Source organism: Rhizobium leguminosarum bv. viciae (genome assembly GCF_012276115.1).
GTDB classification, from domain to species: domain Bacteria; phylum Pseudomonadota; class Alphaproteobacteria; order Rhizobiales; family Rhizobiaceae; genus Rhizobium; species Rhizobium leguminosarum_T.
Window position 1 is genome coordinate 14,528 of the sequence record NZ_WIEU01000017.1, and the last position, 16,635, is coordinate 31,162.

A 16,635-nucleotide genomic window follows, 5' to 3' on the forward strand; every position below is an offset into this window, starting at 1 on the left:
CGAGAAGGCCCGGCTGAGGCGCGAGGACGGCAAGACAATCGGCTGCGTCTTCAGCGCGAATTAACGAGGGTTTGCCGCGCGCTATGGCTTCAGGCGTACGCTGCGAAAGCGTCAATGCCGGTCAGCCTTGCCGACAAGATCCACAGGCGTGCCGCCTCCTCGGGATCGGCTGCATGGTCGCTGACGCCGCCGGGTTCTCCATCCGTTGCGCGGATGGCGATATCGCAGTCCTCGCAATACAGGCCTCCCATACCGTCGAGTTGCGGGGAGGTCGCCGCCCAAACCTGCGTGGCCGCCCCCTGGGATGGCGTCTTGAATGTCGGATCAATCGGGTTGCCGTCCGCATCGATCCAGCCGGCACCGACCATTTCCTCCTTTGCGAGATGGCGCTGCAAGGGGGTAAAGATCTTGCCCGGGTGCAGGGAGAAGGCGCGGATGCCGGTGTCGCGCCCGAGCCTGTCCAGATGCACGGCGAAAAGTGCGTTGGCGGTCTTCGACTGACCGTAGGCCCGCCATTTGTCGTAACCGGTCTCGAATTGCACATCCTCCCATCGTATGGCCGAGTTGTGATGGCCACCGGAGGAAACCGAAACGATGCGAGCGCCGGGCGAGATCGCCGGCCAAAGGCGGTTGACCAAGGCGAAATGGCCGAGATGATTGGTCGCGAACTGTGCCTCCCATCCGTCGCCGAAACGCGTTTCCGGGCAGGCCATGATGCCGGCGCTGTTGATCAGGATGTCGATGCTGCGGCCAGATGCGACGAACCGCTCGGAAAAGACGCGAACGCTTTCGAGGTCGGAAAGGTCGAGCCGATCAATCTCTACGCCATCGATATCGGCGACCGCGCTGCGCGCCGCCTCGATGCTCCTTGCGCCGATGGTCACCTTGGCGCCGGCGCCCGCCAGAGCGCGCGTGGTCTCGAGCCCGAGGCCGGAATGGCCGCCGGTGACGATGGCGCGCTTGCCGGAAAGATCGAGACCGGTCAGAACCTCGCCGGCCGTCGTGTGGGCTCCAAATCCGGAACCGATGGGGACTTGTTTGTCATTCATGATAATTACCTTTGTTCTGCGACGTTGCCGTCGCTCGGGATGACGGTCGCAAGAATAAGGCGTGGTCTCCAGACGATCCATGCGCTAAAGTCCGATATGTCTTCGCCATCGTCCGGATTTTTACATGGACCCGTTATCCGATGTTCTCGCATTGCTCAAACCGCGCAGCTATGTTTCCGCGGGGCTTGACGCTGGCGGCGCTTGGGCGATCGATTTTCCGCCCCCTGATGGCATCAAGTTCAACGCGGTGATTTCAGGCGCCTGCTGGCTGAGCGTCGATGGCGTTGCCGAAGCTGTCCGCCTGGAGGAAAGCGACTGCTTTCTGCTGACGCGCCGCCGAGCCTTTCGTCTCGCCAGCGATCCGGGGCTCGAAGCGATCCCGTCCGATGCGATCTATTCGATCGCCCGCGACGGCATTGCGACTTGCAACGGCGGCGGCGATTTCTTCCTGATCGGCAGCCGTTTTTCCTTTTCGGGGGGAAATTCGGACATCCTTCTCGGAATCCTGCCGCCGATCGTCCATGTGAAGAGGGATTCCGATCACGCCACCGTGCTGCGCTGGTGCCTCGATCGGATGACGCGCGAATTGCGCGACCAGCAGCCGGGTGGCTTTCTGATGGCGGAGCATTTTGCTCATGTCATGCTCATGCAGGTGTTGCGCCTCCATATCGCATCGCCGAATGCGCGCGGCGTCGGCTGGCTTTTCGCGCTTACCGACCGACGGATCGGCGCGGCTATCGGTGCCCTGCATGCCGATCCAGCCCGCAAGTGGACCTTGCAGTCGCTAGCTGAACGGGCCTCGATGTCCCGGTCCAGTTTTGCTCTCCACTTCAAGGAAAAGGTCGGGCTTGCGCCGATGGATTATCTGACGCGCTGGCGCATGCTTCTCGCAGGTGACCGATTGACAAATTCGGCCGAAGCAATTGCCGGTGTCGCCCTGTCGCTCGGTTATGAATCCGAAAGCGCATTCAGCACCGCTTTCAAGAGAGTGATGGGATGCTCGCCGCGGCAATATGGTCGCGCTCAGCCGCCCGCCGGTGCCATGCGAGATAGTCTCGGCGCTCAGTGAAACCTTGATTGGTGCAGGCATCGGAGGGAGGTCGCCGTTGACCTGCCAAAATTCCGTCCGATACGGTCTTGCACCCGCCGTCCATTCTCTTACCTATTCAAGGAAGAATGCGCCGGCTTTCGGCCTTTCGCGCCGGCGTCTATCGGGATGAAAGTATGAATATCGATCCGATTTTACGGTCAGTCGTGGCCGTCCGTTCCTCTATTCCGGAAGATGCCTTCACGGCGGAGACGCTGGGCACTGTCCGGGAAGGCAGCGGCGTGGTCATTCGCGACAACGGACTGGTGCTGACCATCGGTTATCTCATCACCGAGGCCGAAGAGGTCTGGCTGACGACCCATGACGGGCGCGTGGTTCCCGCGCATGCGCTTGCTTATGATCAGGAAAGCGGCTTCGGCCTGGTCCAGGCGCTTGGAGCCCTGAATGCGCCGGCGGTGGATCTCGGCGACGCGGCCACGGCCAAGCCCGGCGATCCCGTCGTGCTGGCCGATGGCATCGGAGAATTCGTCGAGGCAAATATCGTCGCCCGGCAGGAATTTGCCGGCTATTGGGAATATCTGCTCGACGAGGCGATTTTCACAGCACCAGCCCATCCCTCATGGGGCGGCGCGGCCCTGATCGGTTCGGACGGCAAGCTTCTCGGCATCGGTTCGCTTCGCCTGCAAATGAGCCATGGCGACGAGGTTGCCGATATCAACATGGTCGTGCCGATCGACCTTTTGCCGCCGATCCTCGACGATCTCTTGAACCGGGGCCAGGTCAACAAGCCGCCGCGGCCCTGGCTTGGCGCCTTCTCCGCCGAGAGCAATGGCGGCGTGGTGGTCATGAGCGTGGCCGAAGACGGCCCGGCAGCCCAGGCGGGCCTGCGTCAAGGCGATATCATTTCGGAGATCCGCGACGAAGAGGTCGATGGCCTGGCCGATTTCTATCGCAAGCTCTGGAGCAGCGGCCCCGCCGGCGCCGAGATCCCCATGCGGATCCTCAGGAACGGCCGGGAAGCCTGGCTGCGCATCAAATCCGCCGACCGCAACAGCTTTCTTAAGAAACCGCAGCTGCAGTAAGGTTACGCCGGCGTCGTGAAAGTCGCTGGCGCCCATTCGAGCGGGTTCTCCCGGCATCCTTATCCCGTCTCAGAGATTTTCCGGCGTGATCGTCAGGAAGCGCACCGGCTCGGCGCTGACTTCCACCTCGATGAGACCCAGCCTGTTCAGGGCAAGGTCTATCGATCGCCTCGCCTGCACCTCCGGCGCCTGGTCGAGCACGATCGACATGATGCCGCGACGGAGATAGTCCTGCGTCTCTCCCGTCAATTCGTGGCCGACCCAGAACGGCCGCCCAGCCTTGTTTGCCTCGAGCACCCTGGCAACACCCTTGTTGTCGCCGCCGGCACTATAGACGCCGATGATGCCGGGTTCGCGCCGGAGGGCCGCTTGCAGCAGTTCGATGGCATTGTGCTCGTCATCGAGGTCGAACATGACCTCGATGAAACGATGTTCGTTTGAACCATTCTCTGAGAGATAGCTGGAGAAGCCGCGGATCCGCTCCTTATGGTTCTCATAGGCGCCGCTGTGGCAGAGAGCGACGAACGAACCCCGGCGCTGCGCCAGCATGCCCGACATATAGTGAGCCGCGGTGCGTCCCGCAGCATAGTTGTCGATGCCGACATAGGGCAGTTCGGGGGCCGGACGGGTCATGATCTGGATGACGGGAATGCCGAGATCGGCCGCCTTCCGCACGCTGGTGACGACATCGGCATGGTCGGGCGCAACCACAATCAGCGCCGACCGGCGTGCCGTCGGGTTGGCGATGTAACGGGCGAATTGTGCCGGCTCGTTCTCGCGGACGAAGGTGCGGTGAACGACAATGCTATCGTCGAGCGAGGCGGCAATGCGCTCGAACGCCCGGTTCAGACGTGAATAGAAGCTGGTCTCCGGGCGAACGAGGATCACCTCTATCCGGATCAGGCCGCGATGGGCGACCGGCAGGCTCTGCCGGTATTCAAGCCGTCTTGCCACCAGGAAGACTTTTTCCACCGTCTCCGGCCGCACGCCGCCGCGGCCGTTGAGGACGCGCTCGACGGTCGCGGTGCCAACGCCGGCTTGGCTTGCGACATCCTTCAAAGTCACCTTCATCAGGGCTCACTCACTCCCAAAGCTGACACAGCAGAGCATCGGCCTGCTGCGCGGTCAATGATCAAATTTGATCAAGGAAGCATTGGAGCATGGGGACGCTGCAGCAGTATCGTGCTGGCAATCCGGGAGGAGCACCGGACCGTCCGAAACAAACGAGATCAAGGATCACCCGCCGGCCCGATGCGGCCGAAGGATGACGGAGGAACCAGATGAAGATCGCACTCGACCCGCATATGCACCGTCACCTCAACCTGCGCGACCTCTGCCGCAAGGCGGCGGAACTCGGCTATGAGCATATCGAGCTTTCACCGCGCGACGATTTTCTGCCTTGGTGGGTGCGCCCGCGGGCACACAAGGAACGCATCGCGGAATTCAAATCGGCGCTGAAGGATCACGGCGTCCAGCTCGCTTCGATCCTGCCGATGTACCGCTGGGCGAGCCCGCATGAGGACGAGCGGCAGGCAGCGGTGCGCTACTGGAAGGAAGCGATCGCGATTTCGGCCGAGATGGGCTGCGATACGATGAATTCGGAATTCGGCCGCGGACCGTCGCCGGATCGCAGCCACCGCGCCAGCTGCTGCGGCGGCATGCATACCCACGAGCACAGCGAAGCCGCCTGGTGGCGCTCGATAGAAGAGCTCGTTCCGGTGTTCGAGCGCGAGGGCGTCACGCTCAACATGGAACCGCATCCGGAAGACTGGTGCGAGACGCTGCATCCGGCGATCGACATGCTGAAGACCATCGGCTCGAAGAACGTCAAATTCCTCTACTGCGCGCCGCATACCTTCTATTTCGGCGACGACATGGCGCGGATGATCCGCGATGCCGGCCCGCTGATCGCCCATGTGCATGTGGCCGATACCTATAACCACAAGGCATCGTCAGGGCTGCGCTACATCATCAATCCGCCGGGCGCGAAGGTCACCATCCATCAGCACATGGATATGTACCAGGGCGAGATCAATTGGGATGTCTTCTTCTCCTCGCTCGCCGCGGTCGGGTTCGACGGCATCATCACCGCCTGCGTCTTCGGCTGGGAGGAGCGTGCCGATGATTCCGGCCGCTTCATGCGCTCCGAAATCCAGAAATACGTCGACAAATACTGGCCCGGGAAACTTGGCTGATCGTCAACATCTGCCCGGCACCCCACTTTTCAGGAATAAAACCGTGACCATCACGATTACGACAGCCCCCTGCTGCTGGGGCGTTGATGACGTCAATAATCCAAACCTTCCCGCCTGGGAACGCGTCTTCGACGAGGCCGCTGCGGCCGGCTATGGCGGCCTCGAACTCGGGCCGTACGGCTATGTGCCACTCGATGATGGACTCGTCGCAAAGGCGCTTGCCGAGCGCAATCTCTTCATCGTCGCCGGCACGATCTTCGACGATCTCGTCTCTCCTGAAAATCGGGAGACTTTGCTGCGGCAGACGGATGAAATCTGCACCGTCATCACCAGGCTGCCGCAGCCGGAGCAGGTGGCGGGCCAGCGGTTCAAGACTCCCTACCTCACGGTCATGGACTGGGGGCACGACGAGCGGGACTATGCCGCCGGCCATTCCGATCGTGCGCCGCGTCTCGACGACAAGGCATGGGCCGGGATGATCGCCAATATCAGGGCGATCGCCGAACTCGCCCAGCGCAAATACGGCGTGCGTGCCGTCATCCACCCGCATGCGGGCGGCTATATCGAATTCGCCGATGAGATCGAGCGGGTGGCAGGCGACATTCCGCAGGAGATCGCAGGCTTCTGCCTCGACACCGGCCACAGTTATTATGCCGGCATGGATCCCGTGGAGATGCTTCGCCGCTATGCCGACAGGCTCGACTACGTCCACTTCAAGGACATCGACCAGACCGTCTTCGACCGTGTGCTTGGCGAGAAGATCCGCTTCTTCGAGGCCTGCGGACAGGGCGTGATGTGCCCGATCGGCCACGGCGTCATCGATTACCCCGCCGTCAAGCGGACGCTCGAGGAGATCGGCTATCACGGCTTCATCACCGTCGAGCAGGAGCGCGATCCGCTCAATGTCGCCGGCAGCCTCGAAGACGTGAAGCAAAGCCGCGATTACCTGCGGTCGGTTGGTTTTTAGGGAAAAGATAATGACGAATGACAGGAGAAAGCCGATCCGCTGGGGCATGGTCGGCGGCGGCAAAGGCAGCCAGATCGGCTATATTCATCGCTCGGCAGCGCATCGCGACGACGTCTTTGCCCTTGCGGCGGGTGCCTTCGATATCGATCCGGAACGCGGCCGCGCCTTCGGGCTCGATCTCGGGCTCGACGAAGCCAGGAGCTACCGGGACTATGCGACGATGTTTGCGACTGAGGCCGGGCGGACCGACGGCATCGAGGCCGTGTCGATCGCAACACCCAACAACACCCATTTCGCGATCTGCAAGGCAGCGCTCGAACATGACCTGCATGTGATCTGCGAAAAGCCGCTCTGCTTCACGACCGCCGAGGCCGAGGAACTGAAGGCGCTTTCCCAGACGCGCGGCCGTATCGTCGGCGTGACCTATGGTTATGCCGGCCATCAGATGATCGAGCAAGCGCGCGCCATGGTCCGGAATGGCGATCTCGGCGAGGTCCGCATCGTCAACTTGCAATTCGCCCATGGTTTCCATAGTGCTGCGGTGGAGGAGCAGAACCCCGCGACGCGGTGGCGCGTCGATCCGAAATTCGCAGGCCCCAGCTATGTGCTCGGCGATGTCGGAACCCACCCGCTTTATCTCGCCAAGGTCATTCTGCCGCATCTGAAGATCAAGCGGCTGCTCTGCACCCGTCAGAGCTTCGTCAAAGGCCGCGCGCCGCTCGAAGACAATGCGGTGACCCTGATGGAATATAACAATGGCGCGATCGCCACCATCTGGTCGAGCGCCGTCAATGCCGGCTCCATGCATGGCCAGAAGATCCGCATCGTCGGCTCGAAGGCCAGTATCGAATGGTGGGACGAGCGGCCGAACCAGCTCTCCTACGAGATCCAGGGTGAACCAGCCCGCATTCTCGAGCGCGGCATGGACTATCTCTATCCCGAGGCCAGGATCGACGACCGGATCGGCGGCGGTCACCCGGAAGGTCTCTTCGAAGCCTGGGCGAACCTCTATCGCCGATTCGGCTTTGCCATCAACAAAGAGCGCGGCCTTGCTCCCGCGGGCATCGAAGACCTCGTCTTTCCCGATGCCGATGCCGGACTGGAAGGAGTGCGCTGGGTGGAAAACTGCGTGCGGTCCGCCGACGCGGGCGGGGTCTGGCTGGATTATCGCTAGGTCTTCAAGATCCTCGGCGCGGCTCTTTCTCAGATCGCGCCCTATGCCCGCTTCGCACTTGTTGCGCTGGAGGCATGTTCAAGGACATCAGTCCACACTCAGATAAGCGGATCGTCGTCTTCCGGCGCCTGCGGCGCGCGGCGACGCGTGCTGTCGTTGGCGGCTTTCTTAGGCCCGTCGGCGGCTGCCTCAGGGACTTTCTTGACGCTTTCGCCGCCGGCGTCTTCTGCGGCTGGCTTTGGGTCGCTCTTTTTCACGAAACGGATCATAGGTCATTTCCTGCTTCAACAGTGGGAGCGCTCCGCACGTATATCGGAGCGCTCTGGAAAACGGTGTCAGACGGCAAGCGCCGTGGCGCAGCCTTGAACGCTTCGGCTATCGGGTGAGGTTTGCCCAGGCATGGTTGCCCAACCGCCGGCTTCAACGAACTGACGCTGCTTGTAGCCTTCGGTAATCGCCTTGAACTCGATCAGTTTAGCGCTCGCATCCGGCGCCGCCTTGAATCGCTCGACGCAAATGGCCGACGCCAGTTCTCCGCGTGCGGTGTCGCCGGCAGCGGCTGCCGCTTTGCTTGATGTGCCGCCTGTTACCCAACCTCCCCAGCTGAAGCCGATGATCATCGTGGCGATCGCCGTGACGACGCAGGCCCAGGCGAGAAGCGTCTTGGACGGCTGGTAACTGTCGAAACGCTGGGTAATCGATGTCTTGCTGCTGCTCTGTACGGACATTGGAATTCTCCCTGTCTGTTATTCGGGTTGTGCCGTCCGGCGACGCCGGACCGGGTCAAGCTGGCCTCAGAACAGGATGATTTTAGGCCGGGTCTAAAATCTGAATCCTGTTCTACATTAAATAGTTAGACCTTGGCGGGAAGCCCCTCGATCAGGGCATCGGCTTGCGGTGCATCTCCTTTCTGGCCTGCGGTGAGTGTGAAGCGAACCGGGCAGCCCAACCCGCGCACCACCATGTGGATCTTGGTGCTCAGACCGCCGCGAGAGCGACCAAGGGCCTGATCTTCAGCCCCCTTTTTGCGCCGGCAGCGTGCTGATGGGCGCGGATGATGGTGGAGTCGACGATCAGATATTCAAAATCTGGATCGTCTGACATCGCCGCAAACATGCGCCACCAGATACCCTTCTGGCTCCAGCGGCTAAAACGGCGGAAGACACTGTTCCACTCGCCGAAGACTTCTGGTAGGTCACGCCAGGGCGAGCCAGTGCGTACGATCCAAAGCACGGCCTCCACAAACATTCGGTTGTCGCGGCCTGACGAACCGCGCGTGCGCTCGTCACCAATAATGTGGGGAGCAATCCGCTCCCACTGTTCATCCCGCAGCACCAATCGATCCAAAACACCCATGACTGCCTCCAAAAGACAGTCTTGAATCTGATTTGCTCAAACTTGGGAATCCCAAGAGTCCACGCGGCCTAGTATCCCATAGCGCCCATGCCGCCATTTCCGGCCGCAGGCGCAGAATTTTTCGCGGGAATGTCGGCGATCATCACCTCGGCGGTGATCAGCAGCGCCGCGATCGAGCCGGCGTCCTGCAGAGCAGTGCGCACGACCTTGGCAGGATCGACGATGCCGGCCTCGATCATATCGACATAGGTCTCCGTCTGTGCGTCGAAGCCCTGATTGTGGTCATTGCTGCCGGCGAGTTTTCCGACGACAATGGAGCCCTCGAACCCGGCATTGTCGGCGATCTGTCGGATCGGGGCTTCGAGCGCCCTGAGCACGATCGAGATGCCCGCCGTCACATCGGCGTTCTCCCCCGTCAGTCCCGTCAGCGCCGACTTCGCGCGCAACAGTGCCACGCCGCCGCCGGGCACGATGCCCTCTTCGACCGCCGCACGGGTGGCGTTCAGCGCATCGTCGATGCGGTCTTTCTTTTCCTTGACCTCCGTCTCGGTCGCGCCGCCGACGCGGATGACCGCGACGCCGCCGGCGAGTTTCGCTAGGCGTTCCTGCAGTTTTTCCTTGTCGTAGTCGGAGGTGGTGTCTTCGATCTGCGCCTTGATCTGCTGGATGCGCGCCTGGATGGCCGCTTTCTCGCCGGAGCCGTCGATGATCGTGGTGCTTTCCTTGTCGATCAGCACGCGCTTGGCGTGGCCGAGCATATCGAGCGTGACGTTCTCGAGCTTGATGCCGAGATCCTCGGAAATCATCTGGCCAGCGGTCAGCACGGCAATGTCTTCCAGCATGGCCTTGCGGCGATCGCCGAAGCCCGGCGCCTTGACGGCTGCGACCTTCAGGCCGCCACGCAGCTTGTTGACGACAAGCGTCGCCAGCGCCTCGCCTTCGACGTCCTCCGAGATGAGGAGCAGCGGTTTACCGGTCTGTACGACGGCTTCCAGGATCGGCAGCATCGCCTGCAGGCTGCCGAGTTTCTTCTCGTGAACGAGGATATAGGGCTCCTCCAGTTCAACGCGCATCTTCTCGGCATTGGTGACGAAATAGGGCGAGAGATAGCCACGATCGAACTGCATGCCCTCGACGACATCGAGTTCGGTCTCGGCGGTTCGCGCCTCTTCGACGGTTATGACGCCCTCATTGCCGACCTTGTCCATCGCCCTGGCGATCATCTCGCCGATGGTGGCGTCGCCATTGGCGGCAATGGTGCCGACCTGTGCGATCTCGCCTGACGATTTGACCTTCACCGCCCTCGCCTGGATTTCCTTGACGACGGCGGTAACGCCGAGATCGATGCCGCGCCTGAGATCCATGGGGTTCATGCCGGCAGCGACGAGCTTTGCGCCTTCGCGGAAGATGGAGGCGGCGAGCACCGTTGCCGTCGTTGTGCCGTCGCCGGCAAGATCATTGGTCTTCGAAGCCACCTCGCGCACCATTTGCGCGCCCATGTTCTCGAACTTGTCTTCGAGTTCGATCTCCTTGGCGACGCTGACGCCGTCCTTGGTAATGCGCGGTGCGCCATAGGCCTTGTCGATGACGACGTTGCGACCTTTCGGGCCAAGCGTCACCTTGACGGCATTGTTGAGCAATTCGACGCCGCGCAGCAGGCGGTCGCGCGCGTCGGTGGAGAACCTGATTTCCTTGGCAGACATGATATTTCTTCCCAGTTCGGTCTTGAGTTGCGGGTCACAAATTTTCGACCCTCAGGCGGCTTTGCCGGCAGCCGCTTCGGTCTTTTCGACGATGCCCATGATGTCGGTCTCCTTCATGATCAGAAGGGTTTCGCTATCGATCGTGACCTCGGTCCCCGACCATTTTCCAAACAGAATGAGATCGCCGACCTCGACATCGAGCGGGACGAGATTGCCGCCTTTGTCACGCAGGCCCGGGCCGACTGCGACCACTTCGCCTTGCTGCGGCTTCTCCTTGGCGGTGTCTGGAATGATGATCCCGCCCTTGGATTTGACATCGCCTTCCGCACGCCGAATGACGACGCGGTCGTGAAGTGAACGGAATTTCATAGAGGTCTTTCTGCTGCCGGCGCGTAGGGCGGCTGCAATTCATAAATAGCACCCGTGGCACTCGATTGATAGGAGTGCCAAGAAATATTGTTCACGCAGGGAATTTCTGTAAAAATTCAGGAAATCAATTTGAGCGAATATTTTACAATAATCAGCAAATGAATAGAATTTTTACGCCATCACGTTCGATTTTATTTAACCGGCCATCGAGTTAATTTGGCGTTTTCCATAGATAAATCCGAATTATCTTGATTTAAACTCAATCGAGGCGCAATGATAGACTTCGTCGATTTGGCCGACTTGGCTTCGCGGTGTCAGAGACCTACGACCCGCCATCACCACTGAATTCTCGATAGCAATCTCTGACGTCGTTCCGACGTTGATTTCGCCTATTCCGATCCGGAATGAGCTTGGCGCTGACCGCGGATGTACCGGCGGCCTCGAGTTCGTCCGGGTCGGATCTCAACGATACAGGAAACGCATCGGTGTCTTCCTGCGGAGGCCTCAGCCGTGACAAGTCGCACCACACAAACCGTCGTCCGCTTTTCATCCCCATTCCGCCTGCCCGGTTTCGAAGGGGCGCAGCCAGCTGGAGAATACCGCGTCGATTATGACGAGGAATTGATCGATAGCGTTTCCAGGCTTGCCTGGCGAAGGGTCGGCGCCTTCATCCACCTGCCGGCGATCGCCGCGCAGAGTTCGACGCAGCAGATGATGCCTATCCACCTGTCAGATCTCGAAACCGCGCTCGAAAAGGACCACAAACCGTCATGACCGCTACGCGCATCCCGCAACGCAATGGACGCTCGATCCGGCGCGAGGCAGCAACGCATATCTTCAAGGTGGGACAGACCGTCCGGGTGAAGGACGGGTTCCTGGTCGTTCCCTCCAAGCTCCCCGAGACATACCGCATTACCGCCACGCTGCCTCTGAGAGGAAATGTGCTGCAATATCGCATCCGCAGCGACGATGAACGTCATGAGCGGGTCGCGACGGAAGACAGCCTGGAACTGGTAAACCTATCGCCCGCCGGCAGCGGCGCAACACTGATCGAGAGGACGTTTGGCCATGGCCACGGCCCGAATGACGAAAGGTTGACATCGTGAACGGCCATGAAGACGAAGCCGAACGAAGACGAAATGCCTTTGCCGTCGGCACATGGGAAAACAAATGTGGCGCTTCCGGCCGCTACTCCATGGAGACCGAACACGACCGCCGGATCGAATCCGCCCGTTCGTGGACCGTCTATCGTGTCTCTGCGAACGCTCCAGTGCACTCCGAGCATGCCGTGACAGGCAAGAGCCGTCCGCAGGCCGGGAAAGACATGATGTCCTTCAATCTTCTCAACATAGGATACCGGAAGGAATGGCTGAGGCTGTCGGACGCCGCCCGGAGTGAAACTCCGCCGGTTCAACCATGGCGCTAGCCTTCCTGAACCAAAGCCGCAGCTTCGATGCGGCGAGAAATGCTGTGCGCTTCGTCGGCCATGACGGCATGTTCCAGGTGTTGTTCTTCATCGAGATTGGCGCTCTGGCGAAATCCGACAGCGCATTGCAAAGAACCGAGCCTTCGGAAACGAGGTGGCTTTCGGCGTTCGATGCCCTGCGCAACTCCATTCAGGACGTGGCACACAAAGCCTATTCCTACCGCCACCGCGCCTTCTACACTCTAACTGCGGCGGATTTCCGCTAGGCGGATCCGGACGCGCGGGAACGCTCCATGTTGATCCGTTACGGCTATGAAATCACGCTGACCTGCCCGCAGCCGACCGCATTGGTGTGCCTGTTGTCGGTTCACGACGATCGTGCGGCCGACATCAAAATTCCGGAAACGGTCTTCACGACGCCCGATGTTCCCACATCGACTTATCGCGATCTCTTCGGCAACCGCTGTCTTCGGCTGGTTGCCCCGGCGGGCGACCTGACCATATGGGGCGATGCGACGATCGAGGACGACGGCCAGGCGGACAGGTCGCTGCCAGGCGCCAGGGAAGTCCCGGTTTCGGAGTTGCCGGATGATTGCCTCGTCTACCTGATGGGCAGCCGCTATTGCGAGACGGATCGCCTCAGTCAAATTGCATGGGATATGTTCGGCACCGTGTCACCCGGCTGGGGCCGCGTTCAGGCGATCTGCGACTTCGTTCATGGCCATATCCAATTCGACTATATGCAGGCGCGATCTACGCGGACAGCCTTCGAGGCCTTTCACGAACGTGTCGGCGTCTGTCGCGACTTTGCGCATCTCGCGGTGGCGTTGTGCCGGTGCCTCAACATTCCTGCCCGATATATCAATGGCCATCTCGGCGACATCGGTATTCCCGTCGTCGATCCGATGGACTTCAGCGCCTGGATCGAGGTCTTCCTCGACGGTGCATGGCATGCATTCGATCCGCGCAACAACACGCCGCGGATCGGTCGTATCATCGTCGCACGCGGGCGCGACGCCGCCGACATACCGCTCATCAATTCCTTCGGACCGCATGTGCTGAAGGCGTTTCGAGTCTGGACCTATGAGGTGACGAACCTGGAGCAGATGCAAAGCGTCGCCGAAGGCGCCGTTTAGAACGAGACCTGGGCAGGATGTGGCATGCCCAGCCTCAGGCTGCCGCAGGCAGGACTGCCTGTCCGTTTCCGGTTCATAGCAGCCGCCCACAGCAGCGCCGAGCCGAACTGCGCCCTCCCCCCAAAATTACGTGACAGCGTCGCTCGCCTTGTCTTAACTGAGACATTGCCGGTTCGGGGCCGACTCGCGCCGGAAGTCGGCGTCGATGTCTTCGAGTGGAGGGCCGCTTCAGATGAAAAACCTTGTCATAGGCGCGGCCGGGATGGTCTGCCGCAAGCTGGTGGCTGCGCCGGGCAATTTCGATGCGAGCCGGGCGCAGGCGCTCGGTTTCAGCGCTGAAACATCCTTCGACGAGATCATTCGCGTACCTATCGAGGACGGGCTCGAAGGCCGCCTGCCGGAGCTTTCCTGACATGCTGCTTGGGGCGATTGCCGATGATTTCACCGGCGCCAGCGATCTTGCCAACACGCTTGCGAGAGGCGGCATGTCGACCGTGCAGTTCGTCGGCACCGGCCGCGGCAAGACGGATTGCGAGGCCGGCGTCGTCGCGCTGAAAACGCGCTCGGCGCCGGTTGACGATGCGGTGCGCCAGTCGCTGGAGGCGGCGCGCTGGCTGCTCGAGCAGGGCTGCGAGCAGATCGTCTTCAAATATTGCTCGACCTTCGATTCGACGCCTTCAGGCAATATCGGGCCGGTGGCCGAAGCGCTGCTGCGCCTCACCGGCACCGGCGTCGCCGTCGTCTGCCCGGCCTTTCCGGCGATCGGACGGCGGCTTTTCATGGGACATCTCTTCGTCGGCGACCGGCTGCTCAGCGAATCCGGCATGCAGAACCATCCGTTGACGCCGATGACCGATCCCGACATCCGCCGCTGGCTGCAGCAGCAGACGAAGGGCGAGATCGGCAGCATTGCGCTCGACGTGGTGCGCTCGGGTACTGCGGCCTTGCGCAACGGCCTGCGCGCCGAACTCACCGCCGGCCACCGCCTCGTCGTCGTCGACGCCATCGAGGACGGCGACCTGGCGACGATCGCGGCCGCGGTCGCCGACCACAAGCTGGTGACCGGCGGCTCGGGCATTGCGCAGGGCCTGCCGCAGAATTTCCGCAACCAGGGCAAGCTCTCAGGTATGGCGGCCGAGGTGCCCCTGGTCGACGGTCCCGGCGTCGTGATCTGCGGCTCCTGCTCCACGACCTCGCAGAACCAGGTCGCCTGCCACCTGCAGAACCATCCGGGGCTTGCGATCGATCCGGCGGTGCTGATGCGCGGCTCGATGTCGGTGGAGCGCGCGGCACGCTGGGTGGAAGCGAATGCCGCCGAAAATCCGATCGTCTATTCGACAGCCGCTCCCGAAGTGGTGAGCTTCGTGCAGCAGCGTTTCGGGCGCGAGGACGTGGCTGGAAAAATCGAGACCTTCTTTGGCGGGCTGGCGCGGCGGCTCGCCGATGCCGGCATGCGGCAGATCGTCGTCGGCGGCGGAGAAACCTCCGGCGCGGTGGTGGAAGCGCTCGGTCTCAAGAACATGATGATCGGGCCGGAGATCGATCCCGGCGTACCGGTTCTCGTGGCCGACCGCTCCGGACCGCTCGGGCTTGCGCTGAAGAGCGGCAATTTCGGCGCGCCCGATTTCTTCGCCAAGGCGCTGGACAGGATCGCCGGCCATGAATGAGCAGGCGTGTTCGTTGACTTAGCATGAAGGTTGAAAGATGTTGGCCTCGAGCCATCTTGGGTGTGAGCAGTCCTTCGGGATTAGAAAGAAGACAGGGAGTTCGCAGTCCATGTTCGATCATATCTCCATCGGCGTAAAAGACCTCGAAAGGGCCCGCCGTTTTTATGATGCGGCGCTGGCGCCGCTCGGATATGAGCGCCTGTCCAATTCCGACACCATGATCGGCTACGGCCCGGAAAGGGTCGGGCTCTGGGTGATGCAGGTCGAGCAGCCTGTTGTTGCCGACATGCGATCGGGGCTGCATTTCTGCTTCGTCGCGCCTGATGAGGCCGCGGTCGATGCCTTTCACGCGGCGGCCGTTGCATCCGGCGGCACGGATAATGGCGAACCAGGTGTGCGGCCGGATTATGGGCAATTCTATTACGCCGCCTTCATCATCGACCCGGACGGCTACCGCCTCGAAGCGTATTTTCACAAAGGCGAACTATAGCGGACCGTCAGGCAGCGGCTTTCGGAATGGATACGCAGCAGCCGGAAGCTTCGAGCGCTTTATTGGCTACATCGATGAACAGGCGACGGAACCAGCGCGCCCGGCCGTCCGTCTGGTCGACTCGGCGATAAAGCATCGTCACGGGATCGGCGGGCAGCGAAAGCGGCGGCTCGCAAAGCATCAGCCCATGTAACTGCGCCATGCAGCGACCGATCGATTCCGGCACGGTGGCAATGGCGGGCATCGCCTTCAGCACCATCGGCAGAGCGGAAAAGCGCGGGACGGTCGCCACCACCTGTCTCACATCGCCGGTGCGGTTCAGCGCCATGTCGATACCGGTCGAGGTGTTGCCTTCGAACGAGACGGTGACATGGGCGACATTGGCGAAATCCTTGAGGCTCAGCGGCGCCTTCAACCGGAGCTGGGCGTCGTCATAAATGCAGATCGAGGCCTGGTCGAACAGCGGCGCGCGGATGTGCCAGGAGGCCGGTTCGTCATGCACGGAGACGCTGAAGTCGAAGACGCCCTCGTCCAGCCGGCGCGCGGCATCGCGCTTTTCGGAAGCGATGCCGATCAGCCGGGCGCCGGGTGAAAGCTTTAGAAGACGGGCGGCAAGCGGGCCGAAGAAGGCCGATTCGAGATTGTCGCACATGCCGATGCGGAACTCGCCCTGCCAGCTTGCCGGATCGAACTCGGCCTGCGGGCGGATGGCGCGCTCGATGCCCGACAGCGCATCCTCGATCGCCGGGGCGATGGAAAGGGCACGCGGCGTCGGCTGCAGGCCGCGGCCGACACGTACGAATAATTCGTCGTCCAGCGTCTCGCGCAGGCGCCGCAAAGCGGCCGACAGGCCCGGCTGGCCGAGCAGCAGCCGCTCGGCGGCGCGACTGACATTGCGCTCCTGCATCAGCACCGAAAAGGCCAGCAGGAGATTGAGGTCGATCTTGCGAAGAGTGGCATCATTCATCATCGT

The 16,635-nt window shown here is 61.6% G+C and carries 19 protein-coding genes and 2 pseudogenes; 13 read left to right on the forward strand and 8 right to left on the reverse strand.

Annotation, left to right across the window (positions count from 1 at the left end; genetic code table 11):
* Positions 1-89 precede the first annotated feature (89 nt).
* Positions 90-1,049 carry an SDR family NAD(P)-dependent oxidoreductase gene (locus GFM02_RS24945; protein ID WP_168323099.1) on the reverse strand — a complete coding sequence of 320 codons (960 nt, stop codon included), beginning with the start codon at positions 1,047-1,049 and terminating at the stop codon, positions 90-92.
* Positions 1,050-1,173: 124 nt separating this feature from the next.
* Here GFM02_RS24945 and GFM02_RS24950 point away from each other — a divergent pair, with 124 nt between their 5' ends.
* Positions 1,174-2,118 (forward strand): AraC family transcriptional regulator, encoded by a 945-nt coding sequence (locus GFM02_RS24950; RefSeq protein ID WP_168272516.1) that lies wholly within the window; start codon positions 1,174-1,176, stop codon positions 2,116-2,118.
* A 155-nt stretch (positions 2,119-2,273) separates the two neighbouring features.
* A complete protein-coding gene (locus tag GFM02_RS24955) occupies positions 2,274-3,179 on the forward strand; it encodes a S1C family serine protease (RefSeq protein WP_026158598.1) in 906 nt (301 codons plus the stop codon).
* 69 nt (positions 3,180-3,248) lie between these two features.
* On the opposite strand, the gene GFM02_RS24960 is transcribed toward GFM02_RS24955, so the two are convergent.
* The gene (locus tag GFM02_RS24960; protein WP_168272517.1) at positions 3,249-4,250 is read right to left on the reverse strand and encodes a LacI family DNA-binding transcriptional regulator; all 1,002 of its coding nucleotides are present in this window, start codon (positions 4,248-4,250) and stop codon (positions 3,249-3,251) included.
* Positions 4,251-4,459: 209 nt separating this feature from the next.
* On the opposite strand from GFM02_RS24960, the gene GFM02_RS24965 reads away from it, so the two are divergent.
* The 3 genes from GFM02_RS24965 to GFM02_RS24975 are packed head-to-tail and all read left to right on the forward strand — an operon-like array spanning position 4,460 to position 7,515.
* Positions 4,460-5,374: a sugar phosphate isomerase/epimerase family protein gene (locus GFM02_RS24965; RefSeq protein WP_130789000.1), complete on the forward strand. Its 915-nt coding sequence runs from the start codon at positions 4,460-4,462 to the stop codon at positions 5,372-5,374.
* 43 nt (positions 5,375-5,417) lie between these two features.
* Complete coding sequence (locus GFM02_RS24970; RefSeq protein ID WP_168323100.1) at positions 5,418-6,341, forward strand: TIM barrel protein; 924 nt, start codon at positions 5,418-5,420, stop codon at positions 6,339-6,341.
* Positions 6,342-6,351: 10 nt separating this feature from the next.
* Positions 6,352-7,515 (forward strand): Gfo/Idh/MocA family protein, encoded by a 1,164-nt coding sequence (locus GFM02_RS24975; RefSeq protein WP_168323101.1) that lies wholly within the window; start codon positions 6,352-6,354, stop codon positions 7,513-7,515.
* Between the two features lie 98 nt (positions 7,516-7,613).
* Here GFM02_RS24975 and GFM02_RS24980 read toward each other — a convergent pair whose 3' ends face one another.
* The 5 genes and pseudogenes from GFM02_RS24980 to GFM02_RS25000 form a co-directional block, all read right to left on the reverse strand.
* Entirely contained in the window at positions 7,614-7,784 is a 171-nt protein-coding gene (locus tag GFM02_RS24980; protein ID WP_165503767.1) for a hypothetical protein, read from the reverse strand.
* Between the two features lie 66 nt (positions 7,785-7,850).
* Positions 7,851-8,243, reverse strand: a complete 393-nt coding sequence (locus tag GFM02_RS24985; protein WP_168305201.1) for a hypothetical protein — start codon at positions 8,241-8,243, stop codon at positions 7,851-7,853.
* 128 nt (positions 8,244-8,371) lie between these two features.
* A pseudogene (locus tag GFM02_RS24990) lies at positions 8,372-8,871 on the reverse strand (IS5 family transposase); the annotation flags it as partial.
* Between the two features lie 68 nt (positions 8,872-8,939).
* The gene (gene groL / locus GFM02_RS24995; protein WP_168323102.1) at positions 8,940-10,574 is read right to left on the reverse strand and encodes a chaperonin GroEL; all 1,635 of its coding nucleotides are present in this window, start codon (positions 10,572-10,574) and stop codon (positions 8,940-8,942) included.
* 51 nt (positions 10,575-10,625) lie between these two features.
* Entirely contained in the window at positions 10,626-10,943 is a 318-nt protein-coding gene (locus GFM02_RS25000) for a co-chaperone GroES (RefSeq protein ID WP_168323103.1), read from the reverse strand.
* Positions 10,944-11,453: 510 nt separating this feature from the next.
* On the opposite strand from GFM02_RS25000, the gene GFM02_RS35235 reads away from it, so the two are divergent.
* The 8 genes and pseudogenes from GFM02_RS35235 (at position 11,454) to GFM02_RS25040 (ending at position 15,662) form a co-directional block, all read left to right on the forward strand.
* The gene (locus GFM02_RS35235; protein WP_168323104.1) at positions 11,454-11,717 is read left to right on the forward strand and encodes a hypothetical protein; all 264 of its coding nucleotides are present in this window, start codon (positions 11,454-11,456) and stop codon (positions 11,715-11,717) included.
* Entirely contained in the window at positions 11,714-12,049 is a 336-nt protein-coding gene (locus tag GFM02_RS25010) for a hypothetical protein (RefSeq protein ID WP_018070945.1), read from the forward strand. Before GFM02_RS35235 ends, GFM02_RS25010 begins: the two co-directional genes overlap by 4 nt.
* The gene (locus tag GFM02_RS35610) at positions 12,046-12,369 is read left to right on the forward strand and encodes a hypothetical protein (RefSeq protein ID WP_168323105.1); all 324 of its coding nucleotides are present in this window, start codon (positions 12,046-12,048) and stop codon (positions 12,367-12,369) included. Before GFM02_RS25010 ends, GFM02_RS35610 begins: the two co-directional genes overlap by 4 nt.
* A complete protein-coding gene (locus tag GFM02_RS25020) occupies positions 12,360-12,635 on the forward strand; it encodes a DUF1488 domain-containing protein (protein ID WP_168323106.1) in 276 nt (91 codons plus the stop codon). Before GFM02_RS35610 ends, GFM02_RS25020 begins: the two co-directional genes overlap by 10 nt.
* Positions 12,636-12,662: 27 nt before the next feature.
* Positions 12,663-13,505 (forward strand): transglutaminase-like domain-containing protein, encoded by an 843-nt coding sequence (locus tag GFM02_RS25025; protein WP_168323107.1) that lies wholly within the window; start codon positions 12,663-12,665, stop codon positions 13,503-13,505.
* Positions 13,506-13,794: 289 nt separating this feature from the next.
* Positions 13,795-13,917 (forward strand): annotated as a pseudogene (locus GFM02_RS25030) (D-erythronate dehydrogenase); the annotation flags it as partial.
* Between the two features lies 1 nt (position 13,918).
* The gene (gene otnK / locus GFM02_RS25035) at positions 13,919-15,172 is read left to right on the forward strand and encodes a 3-oxo-tetronate kinase (RefSeq protein WP_168323108.1); all 1,254 of its coding nucleotides are present in this window, start codon (positions 13,919-13,921) and stop codon (positions 15,170-15,172) included.
* 109 nt (positions 15,173-15,281) lie between these two features.
* Positions 15,282-15,662 (forward strand): VOC family protein, encoded by a 381-nt coding sequence (locus GFM02_RS25040; RefSeq protein ID WP_018070940.1) that lies wholly within the window; start codon positions 15,282-15,284, stop codon positions 15,660-15,662.
* Positions 15,663-15,669: 7 nt separating this feature from the next.
* Here GFM02_RS25040 and GFM02_RS25045 read toward each other — a convergent pair whose 3' ends face one another.
* Positions 15,670-16,632 (reverse strand): LysR family transcriptional regulator, encoded by a 963-nt coding sequence (locus GFM02_RS25045; RefSeq protein ID WP_168323109.1) that lies wholly within the window; start codon positions 16,630-16,632, stop codon positions 15,670-15,672.
* Positions 16,633-16,635: the final 3 nt, after the last annotated feature.